The 16882-nt window shown below is 50.8% G+C and carries 13 protein-coding genes; 7 read left to right on the forward strand and 6 right to left on the reverse strand.

All coding sequences use genetic code 11. From position 1 onward, the window contains the following. The first annotated feature begins 188 nt into the window (after nucleotides 1-188). Complete coding sequence (locus AC0MA3_RS04850; RefSeq protein WP_474655356.1) at nucleotides 189-917, forward strand: SDR family NAD(P)-dependent oxidoreductase; 729 nt, start codon at nucleotides 189-191, stop codon at nucleotides 915-917. Nucleotides 918-1061: 144 nt separating this feature from the next. Here AC0MA3_RS04850 and AC0MA3_RS04855 read toward each other — a convergent pair whose 3' ends face one another. Continuing rightward, on the reverse strand, nucleotides 1062-2480 hold the full coding sequence (locus tag AC0MA3_RS04855) for a glycoside hydrolase family 1 protein (RefSeq protein WP_474655357.1): 1419 nt from the start codon (nucleotides 2478-2480) through the stop codon (nucleotides 1062-1064). 139 nt (nucleotides 2481-2619) lie between these two features. Here AC0MA3_RS04855 and AC0MA3_RS04860 point away from each other — a divergent pair, with 139 nt between their 5' ends. Next, nucleotides 2620-3591 (forward strand): LacI family DNA-binding transcriptional regulator, encoded by a 972-nt coding sequence (locus AC0MA3_RS04860; RefSeq protein WP_474655358.1) that lies wholly within the window; start codon nucleotides 2620-2622, stop codon nucleotides 3589-3591. A 203-nt stretch (nucleotides 3592-3794) separates the two neighbouring features. Here the strand turns inward: AC0MA3_RS04860 and AC0MA3_RS04865 are convergent, their stop codons facing one another. From AC0MA3_RS04865 to AC0MA3_RS04875, 3 genes are all read right to left on the reverse strand, one after another. After that, the gene (locus tag AC0MA3_RS04865; RefSeq protein ID WP_379161488.1) at nucleotides 3795-4625 is read right to left on the reverse strand and encodes a carbohydrate ABC transporter permease; all 831 of its coding nucleotides are present in this window, start codon (nucleotides 4623-4625) and stop codon (nucleotides 3795-3797) included. Then, a complete protein-coding gene (locus AC0MA3_RS04870; protein ID WP_379161490.1) occupies nucleotides 4625-5497 on the reverse strand; it encodes a carbohydrate ABC transporter permease in 873 nt (290 codons plus the stop codon). The genes AC0MA3_RS04865 and AC0MA3_RS04870 overlap by 1 nt, the downstream gene beginning before the upstream one ends. Nucleotides 5498-5569: 72 nt before the next feature. Beyond that, nucleotides 5570-6904, reverse strand: coding sequence for an ABC transporter substrate-binding protein (locus tag AC0MA3_RS04875; RefSeq protein ID WP_474655359.1), 1335 nt, complete (start codon nucleotides 6902-6904; stop codon nucleotides 5570-5572). Nucleotides 6905-7098: 194 nt separating this feature from the next. On the opposite strand from AC0MA3_RS04875, the gene AC0MA3_RS04880 reads away from it, so the two are divergent. Beyond that, the gene (locus AC0MA3_RS04880) at nucleotides 7099-8883 is read left to right on the forward strand and encodes a sensor histidine kinase (RefSeq protein WP_474655360.1); all 1785 of its coding nucleotides are present in this window, start codon (nucleotides 7099-7101) and stop codon (nucleotides 8881-8883) included. 15 nt (nucleotides 8884-8898) lie between these two features. Then, nucleotides 8899-10413, forward strand: a complete 1515-nt coding sequence (locus AC0MA3_RS04885; protein ID WP_474655361.1) for a response regulator — start codon at nucleotides 8899-8901, stop codon at nucleotides 10411-10413. Between the two features lie 150 nt (nucleotides 10414-10563). On the opposite strand, the gene AC0MA3_RS04890 is transcribed toward AC0MA3_RS04885, so the two are convergent. Then, the gene (locus AC0MA3_RS04890; protein WP_474655362.1) at nucleotides 10564-11481 is read right to left on the reverse strand and encodes a dihydrodipicolinate synthase family protein; all 918 of its coding nucleotides are present in this window, start codon (nucleotides 11479-11481) and stop codon (nucleotides 10564-10566) included. Between the two features lie 99 nt (nucleotides 11482-11580). Between AC0MA3_RS04890 and AC0MA3_RS04895 the strand changes: the two genes are divergently transcribed. The 3 genes from AC0MA3_RS04895 to AC0MA3_RS04905 are packed head-to-tail and all read left to right on the forward strand — an operon-like array spanning nucleotide 11581 to nucleotide 15941. Further along, nucleotides 11581-12339, forward strand: coding sequence for an IclR family transcriptional regulator (locus tag AC0MA3_RS04895; protein WP_474655363.1), 759 nt, complete (start codon nucleotides 11581-11583; stop codon nucleotides 12337-12339). Between the two features lie 36 nt (nucleotides 12340-12375). Continuing rightward, nucleotides 12376-14352: a YjhG/YagF family D-xylonate dehydratase gene (locus AC0MA3_RS04900; RefSeq protein WP_474655364.1), complete on the forward strand. Its 1977-nt coding sequence runs from the start codon at nucleotides 12376-12378 to the stop codon at nucleotides 14350-14352. Next, nucleotides 14352-15941, forward strand: a complete 1590-nt coding sequence (locus AC0MA3_RS04905) for a glycoside hydrolase family 43 protein (RefSeq protein ID WP_474655365.1) — start codon at nucleotides 14352-14354, stop codon at nucleotides 15939-15941. Before AC0MA3_RS04900 ends, AC0MA3_RS04905 begins: the two co-directional genes overlap by 1 nt. Nucleotides 15942-15974: 33 nt before the next feature. On the opposite strand, the gene AC0MA3_RS04910 is transcribed toward AC0MA3_RS04905, so the two are convergent. After that, on the reverse strand, nucleotides 15975-16877 hold the full coding sequence (locus tag AC0MA3_RS04910) for an AraC family transcriptional regulator (protein ID WP_474655366.1): 903 nt from the start codon (nucleotides 16875-16877) through the stop codon (nucleotides 15975-15977). Nucleotides 16878-16882: the final 5 nt, after the last annotated feature.

A 16882-nucleotide genomic window follows, 5' to 3' on the forward strand; every position in this document is an offset into this window, starting at 1 on the left:
ACAAGAGATTATATCGTGAAATACAACACCAATATATGTAATCATTTGTGCATTTATTGTCCTCAGTTATGTTTTTTAGGAGGCGGGATTGTACACGAATTGGCGATATTATTACATAAACAACAGATATCGGGTCATATGTATTCCGCGCGGGCCATTGTATAATCAGCCGCAGGAGGTGTTTTAGGATGAATAATCATTGGGCGATGGTAACCGGTGCGGATCGGGGAGTAGGATTCAGTCTGGCCAAAGGGTTGCTGGAACAGGGTTATCATGTAATTGCAGGACAGTATCTGCAGCAGAATCCTGCGCTGGAACAGCTGGTAAATACTTATGCAGACAGCCTGCATGTGCTGCCGCTTGATATCAGCGATGATACTAGTGTGAAGCTGGCGCTGCAGGGGGTGGCGGCTATTACAGACCGGCTGGATATGCTGATTAATAATGCTGCAATTCTGGGCGATATGCAGGCAACGATTCAGGATGAGCTGAACTTTGAAGAGATGGAGCTTGTATTCCGGGTGAATGCACTGGGTTCACTCCGGATGTCTAATGGTCTGATGGGATTGCTTCTTCGGAGCGAACACAGACTGATTGTCAATATCTCATCAGAAGCAGGAAGTATCGGGAACTGCTGGCGTACCAGCTGGTATGCCTACTGTATGTCTAAGACAGCCCTCAATATGCAGTCACAGCTGATTCATAATCAGATCTCGGAGCAGGGTGGAAAGGTAATGGTGATTCATCCGGGCCATGTTCAGACCTATATGCAAGGTAAGCTGGATACGTCAGGCAGTCTGACACCAGATCAATCAGCAGAGCACATTCTTCAATTAATAGAGAAACGTCTGCAGCCGGATTATCAGGATCACAGTCTGGTATTTGTTGATTATGCAGGGAATACGCTGCCCTGGTAGTGTATGCTCTGCATAATCAACATATTTTCTATTCAAAAGACGACAGAAACAGGACAACGGTGAACGTTCACCGTTGTCCTGTTTCTGTCGGTTTTTTTGCTGTCCACGGACCAGCGAGCGGTATCCATTCTGCCGGATATCTGGTTAACTGCGAAGCAGGCTTTGACCGTTCGTGGCGATGACCTCCTTATACCAGTGGAAGGATTTCTTGCGGTATCGCGCCAGGGTGCCTGAACCGTCATCGTGACGGTCCACATATATGAATCCGTACCGCTTGCTCATCTGCGCAGTAGAGGCACTGACCAGATCAATGCAGCCCCAAGAAGTATAGCCCATGACTTCAACACCATCTTGAATGGCTTCGGCTACCTGAACCAGGTGATCGTTCAAATATTCAATCCGGTAATCATCCTCGACCGTCGGCAGGCCATCTTCACCCGTAATCAGCTTGTCCACTGCGCCCAGCCCATTTTCTACAATAAACAGCGGCTTCTGGTACCGGTCATGGAACATATTCAGGACATAACGCAGACCCTGCGGATCAATCTGCCAGCCCCATTCGCTGGCCTTCAGATAAGGATTGGCCACACCGCTGAACAGATTGCCTTCCGATTCCGCACGTTTGCTGCGATCCGCTGTTTCACAGAGGCTCACATAATAGCTGAAGGAGATAAAATCTACCGTGTGCTTAAGGATATCTGCATCTCCCGGCTCCATATGAATTTCGATGCCGTTCTCTCTGAAGAAACGTTTCATATAGCCCGGATAGATGCCTCTCGCATGCACATCGGCAAAGAAATAATTCTTGTGCTCGGCTTCCATGACTGCAATCACATCATCCGGATTCGGTGTGAGAGGGTAGGTGGGCATACTCAGCACCATACAGCCGATCTTGGCTCCGGGATTAATCTCGTGGCCAATCTTTACCGCCAGGGCGCTGGCAACGAATTCGTGATGAATAGCCTGGTAGAGATCCTGCTTGCTGAGTTCCTTCTTCGGAGTGTAGATTCCCCCGCTCATGAACGGCTCTTCCAGAATCGAGTTGATCTCGTTAAAGGTCAGCCAATATTTCACTTTATCCTTATAACGGGTGAAGACTGTTCTGGCATAACGCTCATAGAAGCCAACCAGCTTGCGGTTGACCCAGCCGTCATATTGCTTGGACAGGTGCAGCGGTGTTTCATAATGGGAGAGGGTGACCAGTGGTTCGATGCCGTATTTGTGAAGCTCGTCGAACAGGTCGTCATAGAACTGCAGACCTTTTTCATTCGGCTCGGTCTCATCCCCATTCGGAAAGATCCGTGACCAGGCAATGGAGGTGCGGAACACCTTGAAGCCCATTTCGGCAAAAAGCCGGATGTCATCCTTATACCGGTGGTAGAAATCAATGCCGGTGAGCTTCAGATTGTCTTCGGTAGGAACCCCGGTAACAGGGCCTTTGATGCCTTGCGGAGCTACATCCTGGGTGGACCAGCCTTTGCCGTCTTCCTGATATGCGCCTTCACACTGGTTCGCGGCTACGGAGCCGCCCCATAGAAATCCGTCTGGAAATTGTACAGTCATTAGTAATCCCGCCTCTTATAGGTTATTGAATGATTTATGGTAAGCTAATATTGTTTCCTTCAGGGTAAATGCTAAACGTTGTAACGCGTTACATGTCAAGTGTTAAGTTAGATAGATTATGGGTGTAAGGAGATAGAGCATGTCCAATCTGGATCAAATTGCGAAGCTGGCGGGCTTCTCCAAAGCAACGGTCTCCAGGGTTCTGAACGATTCCCCTCACGTCAGTGCGGAGACCAGGGACACCATTCTGGCCATTATGAAAAAGCTGGATTATGTTCCGAATGGCAATGCCGTCTCCCTCTCCAAAGGGCGTACCCTGCAGATCGGCATGTGTGCGGAGGGTATCAACGAGGTGATGCTGCCTTTTCTGAACAGCTTTGTAGAGACGGCCAGCCAGAACGGTTATCAGACTATTATTTATACCTCGGGCGGGGATGCGAAGAAAGAGCTGAAAGCCTTTGAAGATCTGCGGAGAAAAAGAGTGGATGCACTGGTCATTATTACCTGTGTTAATGATCATTCCCTGTTAGGTTCCTATTGCAAATACGGCCCGATTGTCTCCTGGCAGCGGATGGAGCTCACGGAGATCCACTCGGTCGCTATGAACCAATATGACGGGTACAAGCTGGGTGTGGAGCATGTTATTGAACAAGGGTACACCCGTGTTGCCAACGCACTTGGCAGGCCGAACAGTATGAATACGCTCAGCCGGTTGTCAGCGTATGAGGAGATCATGAAGAAATATCATCTCGCCATGCGCCCCGAGTGGACTCTTACCGGCATTTATTCGATTCGAGATGGAGAACGGCTGGCCCAGGAATTGCTGCTGGGCGGGGGAGAACGGCCGGATGCTGTGCTGTGCGCCAACGATTTGGTGGCAGCCGGGCTTATGAACGAAGCCCGCAGGCAGAAGATAAGGGTCCCGGAGGACTTGGCAATCATCGGCTTTGACAACACGGAGCTGGCGCATACGCTGGGGATCACCTCCATTGACAATCCCATTGCCGCCCAGGCACAGAACGCCTTCCATCTGCTCCAGGGAAAGCTGAACCAATTGGAGGCGGCGCAGCAGAAGCTGCAGTTCAGTCTCGTCAAGCGGGCGACAACGTAAGCTTGATCACGGGTGTGCATAAGGGCGTTCCCTATTAGCCCTCATAATTGCAAAAACAGAGGCAGGCCATGTGAACGGCCTGCCTCTGTTTTTTGATAGGTGGGACTATTGAAAGCTACGTGTGGAATCTCCGTTACATCAACGTGCTAACCTGTTGCGTGAGATATTGCAGTTCATAAGGTTTTACTAGTTCAAGCCTGGCTCTAGCCCTTAACCGCACCCGCGGTAAGTCCGCTCACAATGTATTTTTGACAGAACAGGTAGAGGATGAGCACCGGCAGCGAGGTCAGCACCAGATCCGCGAAGATCAGGTTCCAATCCCGGCTGTACTTGCCGTAGAAGTTGTACACCGAGAGCGGCATCGTCCAGTCCGAGCTGTCGGTCAGAAAATAGAGCGGGATCGTAATGTCATTCCAGACGGACATGAAGACCATAATCGCTACGGTTGCATTGACCGGAACGATCAGGGGAGTCACGATTTTGAAAAAGACATCAAACGTATTGGCACCCTCCAGGAAAGCCACCTCATCCAGCGCTTTGGGTATGGAGCGGATAAACCCGCTGTAGAGAAACACGCTGAACGCGGTGTTGAGAGAGGCATAGATGAAGATTACACTGGTAATACTGCCGTAAAAACCCATCCACTGCACGACACGGATCGTTGTAATGGTGGACATTGGAGCGATCAGCCCCATGAAAAAGAACATATACAGAAAGCCGGACCATTTGGTCTCCCTGCGTACCAGAATAAATGAAGCCGCCGAAGAGGTGAAGATATTCAGGATCGAGGATACGCCGGTAATCAGCAGTCCATTTAGAAAAGCGCGCCCCAGTCCGCCTTCGCGGAAGACCTTGGTATAGTTGGAGAACATCCATTGGTCCGGGAGACGCAGGGAGAACTTCAGCACCTCTGAGCTCGTCATAAAGCTTCCGAATATCATGATCAGCAGGGGAAGGATAATCAGCAGAGAAGCAAGGATCAGGAACCCTTCGACCAGATAATTGCGCCAAGCCATTTTACGTGTAAAACTCATTATTCTGATACCTCCTTACGCCGCATGAAGATTAGCAGTGGAATGGCGATGATGGTTACAGCGGCAAATAGCAGCGTGTTGACTGCCGTACCGAGGCCCCAGCTGCCTTCCCCGAACGAGCGCAGGATGATGGTACCCACTACCTGGGAAGCATTGCCCGGACCCCCGCCGGTGAGCACGAATACCTCTGAGAATACCTTTAGCCCGCCGATGAGGGTAAGCATCAAGTTGATATTGATTGCAGGGAGCAGGAGGGGAATGGTGATGCTGCGGAAGCTTCTCCATGAACCGGCTCCATCAATCGTGGCAGCTTCATAGTATTCTTTGGAAATGGACTGGAGTCCGGCCAAGTAGATGGCCATTTGGAAACCGGTATGCTGCCAGATGGAGACGGCCGCAACGGTCCAGATAACGATCGATGGATTAGTCAGCCAAGCCTGGCTTAAGGAATGCAGGCCCACAGCATCGAATATGCGGTTGATCGTACCATCGGAACGCAGCATCGGTGTAAATACAATACTAATGACCAGAACACTTAAGATTGACGGGGAGTAAAAGATAGCCCGCAGAAGGTTTTTGGATTTCAGCTTCATATTTAGGCCCACAGCAAGGGCAATCCCGAGCAGGTTCTTGCCGAGCACAGTGACTACTGCAAAGATAAAGGTATTCTTAATCGCGAGGAGCAGGGTTTTATCGGTAAAAATACGTTCAAAGTTGTCCCACCCGACAAATTTGATGGTGTCCCGGTCCAGCCGCCAATCGGTGAAGGAATAGTAGAGGCCGGTGAGTGCGGGAAACACGAAAAAAATGGAATAGATTAATAAGGCAGGCCAGATAAGGTAATACGAGTATAGTTTTTTTGATATTTTCATCTCTTCACACTCCTTTACAGCCAGGGCAGAATAAAGCCCGGACGGACTTTATTCTGCCTGTTGTACCGTTATTTAGAATCCCTCGACACCTTTGTCCTTCATCAGCTGGCTGAATTTTTCATCCCAGGCTTTGAGAACACCCTGAGGGTCCAGGCCGCCGGCGAACTCGTCTTGAAGCAGCCGGTACAGCTCGCTGCGGTCTACGATCATGTAAGCATCAGTGGTGAGCACAGTTTTCTTAGGAGTGATATATTGATCGACAATTTCCTGCTTGTATTCCGGAAGTTTCGGTGTAGTCACATCACTGAAGTTGGATACATAACCCTGAGCATCAACAATCTTCTGCGCCACTTCTTTGGTAGCGATGAAATCCAGGAATTTCTTGGCTTCTTCCATATGCTTAGCTTTCTTCGGAATGAATAACTGGCCGCCTAGCGGGCTTGCGCCAAGGCTTGCACCTTCGGAAGAAGGAATAGCGAACAATCCCAGATGCATATTCGGATCTTTTTCGGCCACATTTACAATCAGCCAGTCGCCCATGAACATCATGGCGGTTTCTTTATTCAGGAACTTGCCTACGGCCATATCATAGCTGTCACTGAGAATGTCGGTGTTGGTGTAGCCTTTCTTGTAGACGTCATATTGCTGTTGAAGGAAGGTGGCAAACTCGGGAACATCAGACCATTTTTTACGGCCGGCATTGATGTCGTCGAAAAGAGACGGTTCGTTCTTCGCGGCCCAGTCGGCAAATGCGGCAGCCGGCCAAATATTCGCGGCCCAGTTATCCTTGAACGGCATGAAGACCGGTGTAACTCCGCTTGCTTTGATCTTCTCGCATACTGCGAGGAATTCCTCGAAATTGTTCGGAATGGCAAGTCCCAGGTCTTTAAACATATCCTTGTTATATACAACTCCCTGCATTCCTGTATCCTGGCTGACATGGAAGCTGTAGACATGATCATTCGCGGAGAGTACATCCTTGTTCAGCAATCTTCCTACCCAAGGCTCATTGTCGAGAATTTCAAAGTTGCGCTCAAGGTTAAGATCCGTTGTGGCACTTGCCAGGTTGTACTGGATAAGATCCGGGACCTCATCCACGGCCAGCTTGGTCTGGAGGACGGTAGCCGTCTGTTCGGCAGGTAGCAGTTGAAGGTTCACTTTAATGTTGGTTTTCTGTTCGAACTCATCGAGCAAATCCTGTGCGACAAATGCCGAATCCTGTGAGCTTTTGGAGATGGCCAGCTCAATAGTAACTTTGCTGCTGCTTTTTCCACTGTCAGTGGCTGAAGCAGTATTGGAGTCTGATGCATTTTTGGAGCCTGAATTGCCGGACCCGCATGCAGCCAGCGATAATGTCATTACACCGGCCAATATACCTGTTGCGATTTTTTTCATTTTGTCACTCATGTTATCGCCCCCATAGATGTTGTGTTTTTTATTTTGTTGAATCCGTTTACATTTCTGATTATAGAGTGCTGCTTGTCTGAGGTACATGTTTGTGCTTGACTCTTTCTGTGTAATATTCTGAACTCCTGACCGCTTGTTCATTCAGGGGTTTGGATGTACAGTAGGAACATCAAAAGGATCAGGGAGGATTGAACTTGACGATTTTAGGCAAGAAACTAGGCGGCGGCAATTACCAGGCCAGTCTGCAGACGAAGTTCTTTCTGACATTCATGTTTCTCCTGCTGATTGTGCTTGGCTGCTTTCTGGTCTATGTCAACTACCTGGTCATCCAGCCGCTGAAGGAGAAAACGGAGAATGAAATGAAGATGGCAGCCGCCAAGGTCAGCGATCAGCTTAGCCTCTATATCAATAACCAGAATCAGCTGTCCCAGCGGATTCTGTCGAATAAAGATGTCTTCATGCTGCTCTCCGGCGGCGATTACACGGGAATAACCCTGGAAGGGCTGACCAGGAGCCGCAGGCTCAAGGATATCATGTTTCAAGCGATTGGTCCCAGCCTGAACATTGAAGACATGATTATCTATGACCTTAAGGGAGAGGAGGTCGTATCTTATATCGGATATACCAGTAACCCGACATCGCTTGCTCCGTTCCTGAAGGACAACGAAAAGATTGGGACGTGGAACGCAAGCGGTTACGCTTTGTATCGCCAGCCCTCGAACCGAATATCCTTTGTGCGGGCGATTATGAATCAGAATGGTCAGGTGTTCGGCTACCTGGCGATCCAGCTGGATCAGAAATATCTGAGAAGGTCAGCAGCCGGCATCGCGGGCAGTAAGGTGTATATTCTCGATCCGGAGCATCAGCTGATCTCCAGTTCGCCAGTACTTCAGGAAGGGCAGAAGGTTCCTGGATTTGCAGCCGCTAAAGCGGAGAATGGCATCTATCTGGGGAACAACCAGAACTATGTGGCCTATGATCGATCGGCTCAAACCGGTTGGACGACATACATTGTTACGTCGAAGAATGTGGTGCTTGGACCTGTCAATTCAGTCAAATATATATCCATACTGCTGATTACTGCACTGATTCTGTTCTCATTCGCTTTTATCTACTTCTCCACCAAAAATCTGCTGCTTCCCATCCGCAAGCTGCGGAGCCAGATTCTGCGGATCAACTACAGCAATATGAAGGTAAGGCCGGATACACATTCCAACAACAATGAGCTGATACAGTTGAATGAAGCTTTTCAGGAACTGCTGGAACGGCTTCAGGAGTCGATTGACCGGGAAAAGCTCGCGCTGCATGAAGAGGTAAAAGCACGGAATTCGGCGCTGCAGGCGCAGATTGCCCCCCATTTCATCCACAACGTCCTGTATCTGATCAGCATTGCTGCACAGGAAGGCAAGAACACCGTGGTATCGGAGATGTGCAAGCATTTGTCGGACAGCCTGCGTTATATTGTGTCTTCCCCTTATCAGCATGTGACGTTGTCCGAGGAACTGCGGCATACCCAGCATTATTTGTCTCTGATTCAGCACAATTTCGAGGATGATCTGGAGTGGGAGATTGATGCGGATGAGATGTTTGATCTGATCGAGCTGCCCCGGCTTGTCATCCAGCCATTTGTAGAGAACTGCATTGAACATGCTTTCAAAAACACCGATCCGCCCTGGAAAATACGGGTGAAAGTTAAGGTATACAACGGACTGTGGGCCGTAGAAATCCGGGATAACGGGGATGGCTTCGAGCCGGGCAGAATTAAAGAAATTCTGGACAATATTCATGGCTCAGACTTGGGAGCGTACGAGCTTCAGAATAATACATCGGGGATCGGGAATATGGGGATTGTTAACACGGTGAACCGGTTGAAGCTGATGTATAAGAACAGGCTATTCTTTAACATCTATCACCATTCGGAGGAGGGCAATGGAGCTACGATCCAGATTATTGCATCCCTGAGCAAAGACTTTTACTAACCAGGAGGGACAGCTATGTACACTGCAATAATTGCAGAAGACAGCAAGCCGATTCTACGGAATATCCAAGCTCTTTTGCAGTCGACGGAACTGCCCGTGAGAATTGTGGCGACAGTCTCGAATGGGATCGAGGCACTGGAATATATACAGGCACACCCCGTCGATATCCTGCTGACAGACATCCGAATGCCGAAGCTGGATGGACTTGCGCTGATCGAGAGCAGCAAGCTTGTGAATCCAAATCTGAAGGCTGTGCTGATCAGCGGATACAGCGATTTCGAATATACGCGAAAAGCGTTGAACCTTCAAGTGTTCGACTATTTGCTCAAACCTGTTGAGCGCCTTCAGCTCATTGAAGTCATGCAGCGGCTGGTTGAGCATCTGCAGGAGACACGCGGAAGCGAAATAAATATTTTAAAGGGAATGGTGGACCTAGAGTTCTTGTTGTCTCTGGAGCTTGGAACGGACTTTTATGAAGGGGATAAGATCATGCTGATCCTTCGCAAACAGCCCTTTACACCAGAACCGGGACCGGACCGCTGGACGAATCATGTGATTCAGTCTTGCTGTGTCGAGGCTTGCGCGCCACATGCCAGCTGGGTCTTTCCCGCATTGGCGCCTGAACAGTTTCTTGTAATCGTGAATAGTCCGGTTACGGACACCGGTCTATCCGTTAACGACTGCATGGAGAGAATCTCCGCTGCACTGCATGATCAAGGTATTCAGGTCTCCATCGCAGCAGAGGCACAGCGGGCAGGAATCAGGACACTTGCTGCGGGTTATGAGAAGCTGAATAAGCTGATGAATGAGGAGTTGTCTGTATCGTGCCGGCGAATGGAAACGGGCCATTCCCTGTCAAAGGGCGTGCTGGCCGGCAGTGAGATGGAGAAGCTGATGAAACATTTTGCGGATATGATTCAGCAGCGTCAAAGGGAACGATTTACGCTGCTGCTCAAACAGCAGTTGCTGAATTTCCATAATACCAATATCCGGATTACCGAGCTGGAAAGGTTCATCTGGACCCTGGCAGAGGCATTTCTTAACATGGAATCAGCTCCGCATACCGGGGAACGGCTGAAGGTGGAGGAGGGCGTGCAGCGGCTGCTGGCGAGTGAGAGCTATGAGATTTTCGAAGAGACTGCGCTCTCATGGGCTGAGCAGAACTTTGAATGGCTGCACCACCAGAACAAGAAGAGCGGTGAAGAACTGTTCCGGCAGCTGGATGAATATGTGCAGCAGAATATCTACGCCCAGCTGTCCATTTCGGATGTCTCGCGTAAATTTCATGTGAGTCCATCGTATATCAGCAGAATTATAAAAAAACATACGCAGGACACCTTTGTGCATTACTATATGCAGCTAAAAATCGATGAGGCTTGCCGGCTGATTGCAGCTAAACCGGAGTTGAAGGTGAAGGAATTATCGGAGGTATTATCCTTCGGGGATCAGCACTATTTCTCCAAAGTGTTCAAGGAATACACGGGCTGCAGTCCTACAGAGTACAGGGAGGGTCGAAGCAATAGTGACTAGGCGGTGGTCTCAAGTACACGGCTTTATATGATCTGACTTATGTTGATGATGACCATGACTAAAAGGCGCCTCAGTTTCCCTGGAGACTGGCGCCTTTTAGTCTGATCTGATCTTCAGGAAGAAGCTGCCGGGTGAAGGGTAAGCGGTATATTATTCCGTCAAGGATATTCCTGCTTTGTCGAATATATCTCGTAATTGCAGCTCTTTCTCATCGTTCCATGGGGTTGCCGGGGAATGGCTGAAGACAGGAACCGGAACACCCGAGAGACGCACTGCTTGTTTGATTGAGGGGATAAAGGGATTGTCCAGCGCGTACAGCGGTGGAATCTGAATGACCCTCCGGTGGTATTCAAGCACCTCTGACAATTCATTATTCTGAAAACTCTGATATAAGCCCAGCATAAGGTGCGGAGCGAAATTGGCGCTGGCTGCAATTGCCCCGGCTCCGCCTGCCGCAAGGGTGGGCAGCAAATATTCATCAAAGCCGCAGAACACAGCAAATGCCGGGTTCACTTCCTTAACCTGCAGAATCATCTGCCGGATATGGCTTAGCTGGTCCACCGTTTCCTTGATACCGACCACCTGCGAGTATCGGGCTGCAAGGCGGCTGACAAAGGCAGGACTCAAATCCTGGCCGGTAAGAGCCGGGAAGTTATACAGCATCAGCGGCAGCCCGGAAGCTTCGGCAATGGAGGCATAATGCGTAAACAGACTTTCATCGCTTAGCTTACAGTAGTAGGGATTGATGACGACGACACCGATAGCTCCGCTGCGTTCAGCATGCCGGGTAAGGCGGATGGCTTCGGAGGTCGTATTGCTGCCTGTTCCAATCCAGACCGGGAGGCGGCCAGCCGTATAATCAATGCAAAACTCCGCAATTTCCTCCCGTTCCCCCGCATCAAATTGGTTGAATTCCCCGGCGGTTCCCAGGAAGAACAAGCCATGAACACCTTTGTCTATCAGGCTGTCGATCAAAAGCTGCATGCCAGTACGGTCAAATTTCTGTTGTTCATTCAATATGGTGGGAACAGGGGGGATAATGCCTGCATTTCCATGAATAATATTCATTTTATTCCGCCTCCAAGTTTGATACTATAAACACAAGGTTATTATATTGAACCTGATGGAGTTAATCAAATGTTGTTTTATAGAAAGGGGATTAAAGGGTTGGAGCGTAAATATTGGGTTCCTGCTTTGGAGCGGGCCGATTTGATTCTGAATGCGATTTCCCTGAAGCCGGGGGAATGTAAAATGACTGATCTGTGCGATGCAACGGGCATCAATAAAAGCTCGATGTTTTCCTTGCTGCGGACGATGGAAGTTTTGAAGTGGGTGAAGAGGGATGAGAAGGAAGCCTATGCGCTCGGGGAAGGGATCGCGTATCTCAATACAGTATTTAATAAGTCGCATAAGCAGAACTACAACCTGGTGGAGCATTTTCTGAAGGCTTCCTCAGAGAGCGTTAAGGCCGTTGGCGAAACCTTTCAGCTGTCGGTACTCGACCGGAGTGAAATTATCTATCTGGCCAAGCAGGAAGGGCCATCACTGGTGAAGCTGGAGTCAAGCCCGGGGATGAGGTTCCCCGCTCACGCGACAGCGATGGGGAAGATGATGCTTGCGCTGCTCCCTCCGGATGAGTTAGACAAGCGGTACCCCGACAAGAGCATATCTCAGGTAACTCCACAGACCCTGACAGACTGGGATGAATTTACGGGAGAATTGGCTGAAATCCGCAGCAGTGGGTATTCCATAGACCAGGAAGAGATTATTCAAGGGATCTGCTGTGTGGCTGCACCTGTTCTTGATGCTTCCGGAAATGCGGTAGCAGCAGTAAGCGCCTCCATGCTGCGACATGCTTATGCCGATAACCTGGAAGCTGTCACTGAAGCGGTTATCCTTTTGGCGAAGAAACTGTCTTTATCTTAATGCCGGAATCCAAACAAGAAGAAAGAAGGGTTCAGAATGGAAATAAGCCTGCAAGAGATTATGCGTGAGGCACCGGAACAGTCAGCACCTATACATACAGCTGCGGCAGGGCCGGCAGGCAGACTCCCTATAACGGGTGAAATGTTGCGAAGTGCTCCAAGCGGTGAAATATTCGGAATGACCCAGAATTCGGGAATGGGCTGGAATCCGCTCCACTTGAATCGGCCTCAATATCTTATCCTAGGCACGATGGGGGGGATACGGCGCGAGGACGGCAGTCCGCTGGCTCTTGGCTACCATACCGGGCACTGGGAGATTGGCCTGATGATGGAGGAAGTCGCACATGAGATTACTGCACAACAGGGGATTCCGTTTGCGGGCTATGTCAGCGATCCCTGCGACGGCCGTTCCCAGGGAACATCGGGCATGTTCGATTCCTTGCCGTACCGGAACGATGCAGCGATGGTGCTGCGCCGGTTAATCCGTTCTTTGCCTACACGAAAAGGGGTACTGGGGGTAGCTACCTGCGATAAAGGGCTGCCTGCGATGATGGTTGCTCTGGCAGGCATGCGTGATCTTCCCGGAATCATTGTACCCGGGGGAGTCTCTTTGCCACCTGTTCAGGGGGAGGATGCCGGTAAAGTGCAAAGCATCGGAGCCAGATTCAGCAATGGTGAATTGTCCCTGGAAGAGGCGGCGGACCTCGGATGCCGGGCTTGTGCAACTCCCGGCGGCGGATGCCAGTTCCTGGGGACTGCCGCTACGGCCCAGGTTATTGCCGAGGCGCTCGGCATGTCGGTTCCCCATTCCGCGCTGGCCCCCTCGGGGCAGCCTGTGTGGAAGAATATGGGGCGCCAGTCTGCCCGCGCGCTTATGCAGATGGAGCATAGCGGTATGGTCATGAAGGATATTCTGACAGACCAGGCGATCAGAAATGCCATGGTGGTTCATGCAGCGTTCGGAGGGTCCACCAATCTGCTGCTCCATTTGCCTGCCATCGCCCATGCTGCCGGGCTGCGCGTTCCAAGCGTTGAAGATTGGAATGAAGTTAACCGTAAGACCCCGCGCCTGGTCAGTGTGCTGCCGAACGGACCTGTTCCGCATCCGACGATCCGCGTGTTTCTCGCCGGCGGTGTTCCTGAAGTGATGCTCCATCTGCGCCGGCTGGGACTGATTGACGATTCGGTACGGACGGTAACAGGAAGGACGCTTGGAGATAATCTGGACTGGTGGGAAACCTCGCAGAGAAGACAGGATATGCGAAGCCGTTTGAGAGAGGCGGATGGTATTGATCCGGATACTGTCATTATGAGTCCCCGAGAGGCTGCACGGCAGGGACTTGCCTCCACAATGACTTTTCCGACAGGCAATCTGGCTCCTGAAGGCTCGGTCATCAAATCGGCAGCCATTGATCCTTTGGTCCTGGACAGTGAAGGCGTATACAGGCACGTGGGGAGAGTTAAGGTCTATACTGCGGAAAAGGACGCGATCCGGAGCATCAAGGAAGGACGTATCCAGGCGGGGGATATTCTTGCCGTCATGGGCCGCGGACCCAGTGGAACCGGAATGGAAGAGACCTACCAATTAACATCCGCACTGAAGCACTTGCCCTTTGGCAAGTACGTTACACTCATCACCGACGCCCGCTTTTCCGGTGTGTCCACAGGGGCCTGCATCGGTCATATCGGTCCGGAAGCGCTGGCGGGAGGACCGCTTGGCAGACTCCGGGATGGGGACTGGGTAGAGGTTATTATCGATACGGTCAAGCTTGAAGGAAGTGTGAATCTGGTAGGGGATGGCGAACAGCCGGGCTCACCGGAAGAAGGAACGGAGATACTGGCTTCCCGGACCGCCCATCCGTTCCTTGCTGTCGATCCGGGATTGCCGGACGATACCAGACTATGGGCAGCGCTCCAGGCCGTCAGTGGCGGAACCTGGCAAGGCTGTGTGTATGATACCGACAAAATCATTGCCGTCCTCGAAGCAGGCCGGCAGGCAATGGGGTGGAAATGATGAGCAGAAATCTGATTCAGAACCCGATTCTCCGCGGCTTTCATCCGGACCCGTCTATCTGCAGAGCCGGGGAGGACTACTATATTGCCACATCTACATTTGAATGGTTTCCCGGTGTCCGGATCCACCATTCCCGTGATCTGGTGAATTGGCGGGTACTCACGCATGCGCTGACCCGCAAATCGCAGCTGAACATGGAAGGAGACCTTGATTCCGGCGGAGTGTGGGCACCGTGTCTCAGCTACGACAATGGAATTTTTTATCTGATTTATACCGACGTAAAGAGCAGACAGGGAGCATTCAAGGACACTCCCAATTATCTGGTTACCGCTCGGAATATCGAAGGTCCCTGGTCTGAGCCGGTCTATCTGAACAGCAGCGGCTTTGATCCGTCCCTGTTCCATGATACGGACGGGCGTAAATGGCTGGTCAATATGCTGTGGGATCACCGGACGCACAAGAACAGCTTTGCCGGAATTGTGCTAAAGGAGTATTCGGTTGTGCTAAAACGGTTGATCGGGCCGGTAATTCCTATCTATAAGGGTACAGAGCTCGGATTGACGGAAGGCCCGCATTTGTACCGGAAAGACGGCTGGTATTACCTGATTACGGCTGAGGGGGGCACCCAGTATAACCATGCTGTCACAGTTGCCCGGTCACGGACTATTGAAGGACCCTATGAAACTGATCCCCGCAATCCGGTGCTGACTTCAGCAGGCAACAGAGAACTGGAGCTTCAAAAGGCAGGGCATGCCTGTCTGGTCCATACGCAGACCGATGAGTGGTATATGGTTCACTTGTGCGGCCGCCCGGTGAAGGAGAAGTACTGCAATTTGGGCCGGGAGACAGCGATTCAGCGTTGTATCTTCACCGAAGAGGAATGGTTATCTCTTGCGGATGGAACGAATCAGCCTTCCGTCACAGTGGAAGGCCCGGATATTCCAGCTCAACCCTTTCCATCACCTGCGGAGAGAGATGATTTTGACAATCCGGTGCTGGATGTACGCTGGAGTACCTTGCGTGTTCCTGCAGATGAATCCTGGCTGTCGCTCCGGGAACGCCCGGGGTTTCTGCGCTTGATGGGAAGAGAGTCCATGAGCTCCCTGCACCGTCAGAGTCTGGTTGCCATGCGCCAACAGGATTTTTGCTGCAGTGCTGAAACCGGCGTGGAATTTGAACCGGAGCATTTCCAGCAGATGGCCGGCCTGATCATCTATTATGACACGAAGGATTACGTGTATTTGCGGATTACCCATGATGAGGAACTGGGCAAGTGTCTGGGAATCGTCCGGTCCGTGGACGGCGTATACGACGATTCTGTGAGTGCGCAGATACCATTGCAGCCTGGTACAATCTGCCTGTTGAAGGTAATTATTATTAGGGAGTCGGCTCAATTTTATTATAGTGTGGGCGATACAAGCTGGGAGAAGATCGGTCCAAGTCTGGATATATGTCATTTGTCCGATGATTTCCCCGCGTATATCAGGTTTACAGGAACGTTTATCGGCATGTGCGTTCAGGACCTCAGCGGAACATTTCAAGCTGCGGATTTTGATTATTTTGAGTACAAGGAGCTTCCGGGGGAATAAGCATTCGTCATGCCAGCCATTATTCTTCTGGCGTCATTGATCCTCATCCCTGTATTCCCGCGGAGATTTGCCGTACCAGCGTTTGAACTGACGGCTGAAATGGGCAATATCGCGGTAGCCCAACAGGTTCGAAATCTGGCTCACGGATAAGCTCGGATCATCGAGCAGTACCTTGGCCTCATGAAGCATCTGTTCAGACAGAAACTCCCTGGGGGACATCCCGAACACCTGCCGGAAGACACGATAGCAATGGGAGGCGCTGATGCCCAGCTCTGCGGCGATATCATCTATGCCATAATGGCTGTCGGGCAGCTCGACTTGAAACTGCTGAAAGACCAGTCCCTGCAGCCTGCTGCGGATCTGATGAGCAAGCTCTACCTTCTCGTAGGTGCCCGAAGCGGGTAAGTTGGCTTCGATGGAAAAAGCCTCCCACAGCTGGCCGAACAGTTCAAACACCGCAGATTGCAGCCTCATCCGTTGCGACATCGTGATGTCCCCGGAGATAGTGTTTGAAATCTCCACCAGCCTGGTAAAGACGGGGCCCAGCTTATGGGCAATGGTGCTCCCGGATTCAAAAAGAACATGGTCCAGCCGGCTTAACAGGGAGATTAGAATCTTGTCGTCGATATCAAAATGAATGCAAAAATAGGTAAAGGGTTTGCCATTGCCGCTTCTGCTGGAGTGGGAATCGCCCGGTCTTAACAAGACCAGATCTCCGGCCTTCTGCGTGTAGCTGTCATTGTTGACGACAAGCAGCTGTTCTCCTTCGAGCACATAATTAAATTCGTATTGCGGATGGGAATGAACGGGATAGGACCATTCGCCGTGCACCTTCCGCAGGTGCATGCCAAATAAATTCAGGGTTGTTTTGACATCGGGTATGATCGTTTCGCTGATGCTGTGTCCGAGTACAGGCGGTATAAATGCTGATACCATGGGAC

This window comes from Paenibacillus sp. LS-5 (genome assembly GCF_056121505.1).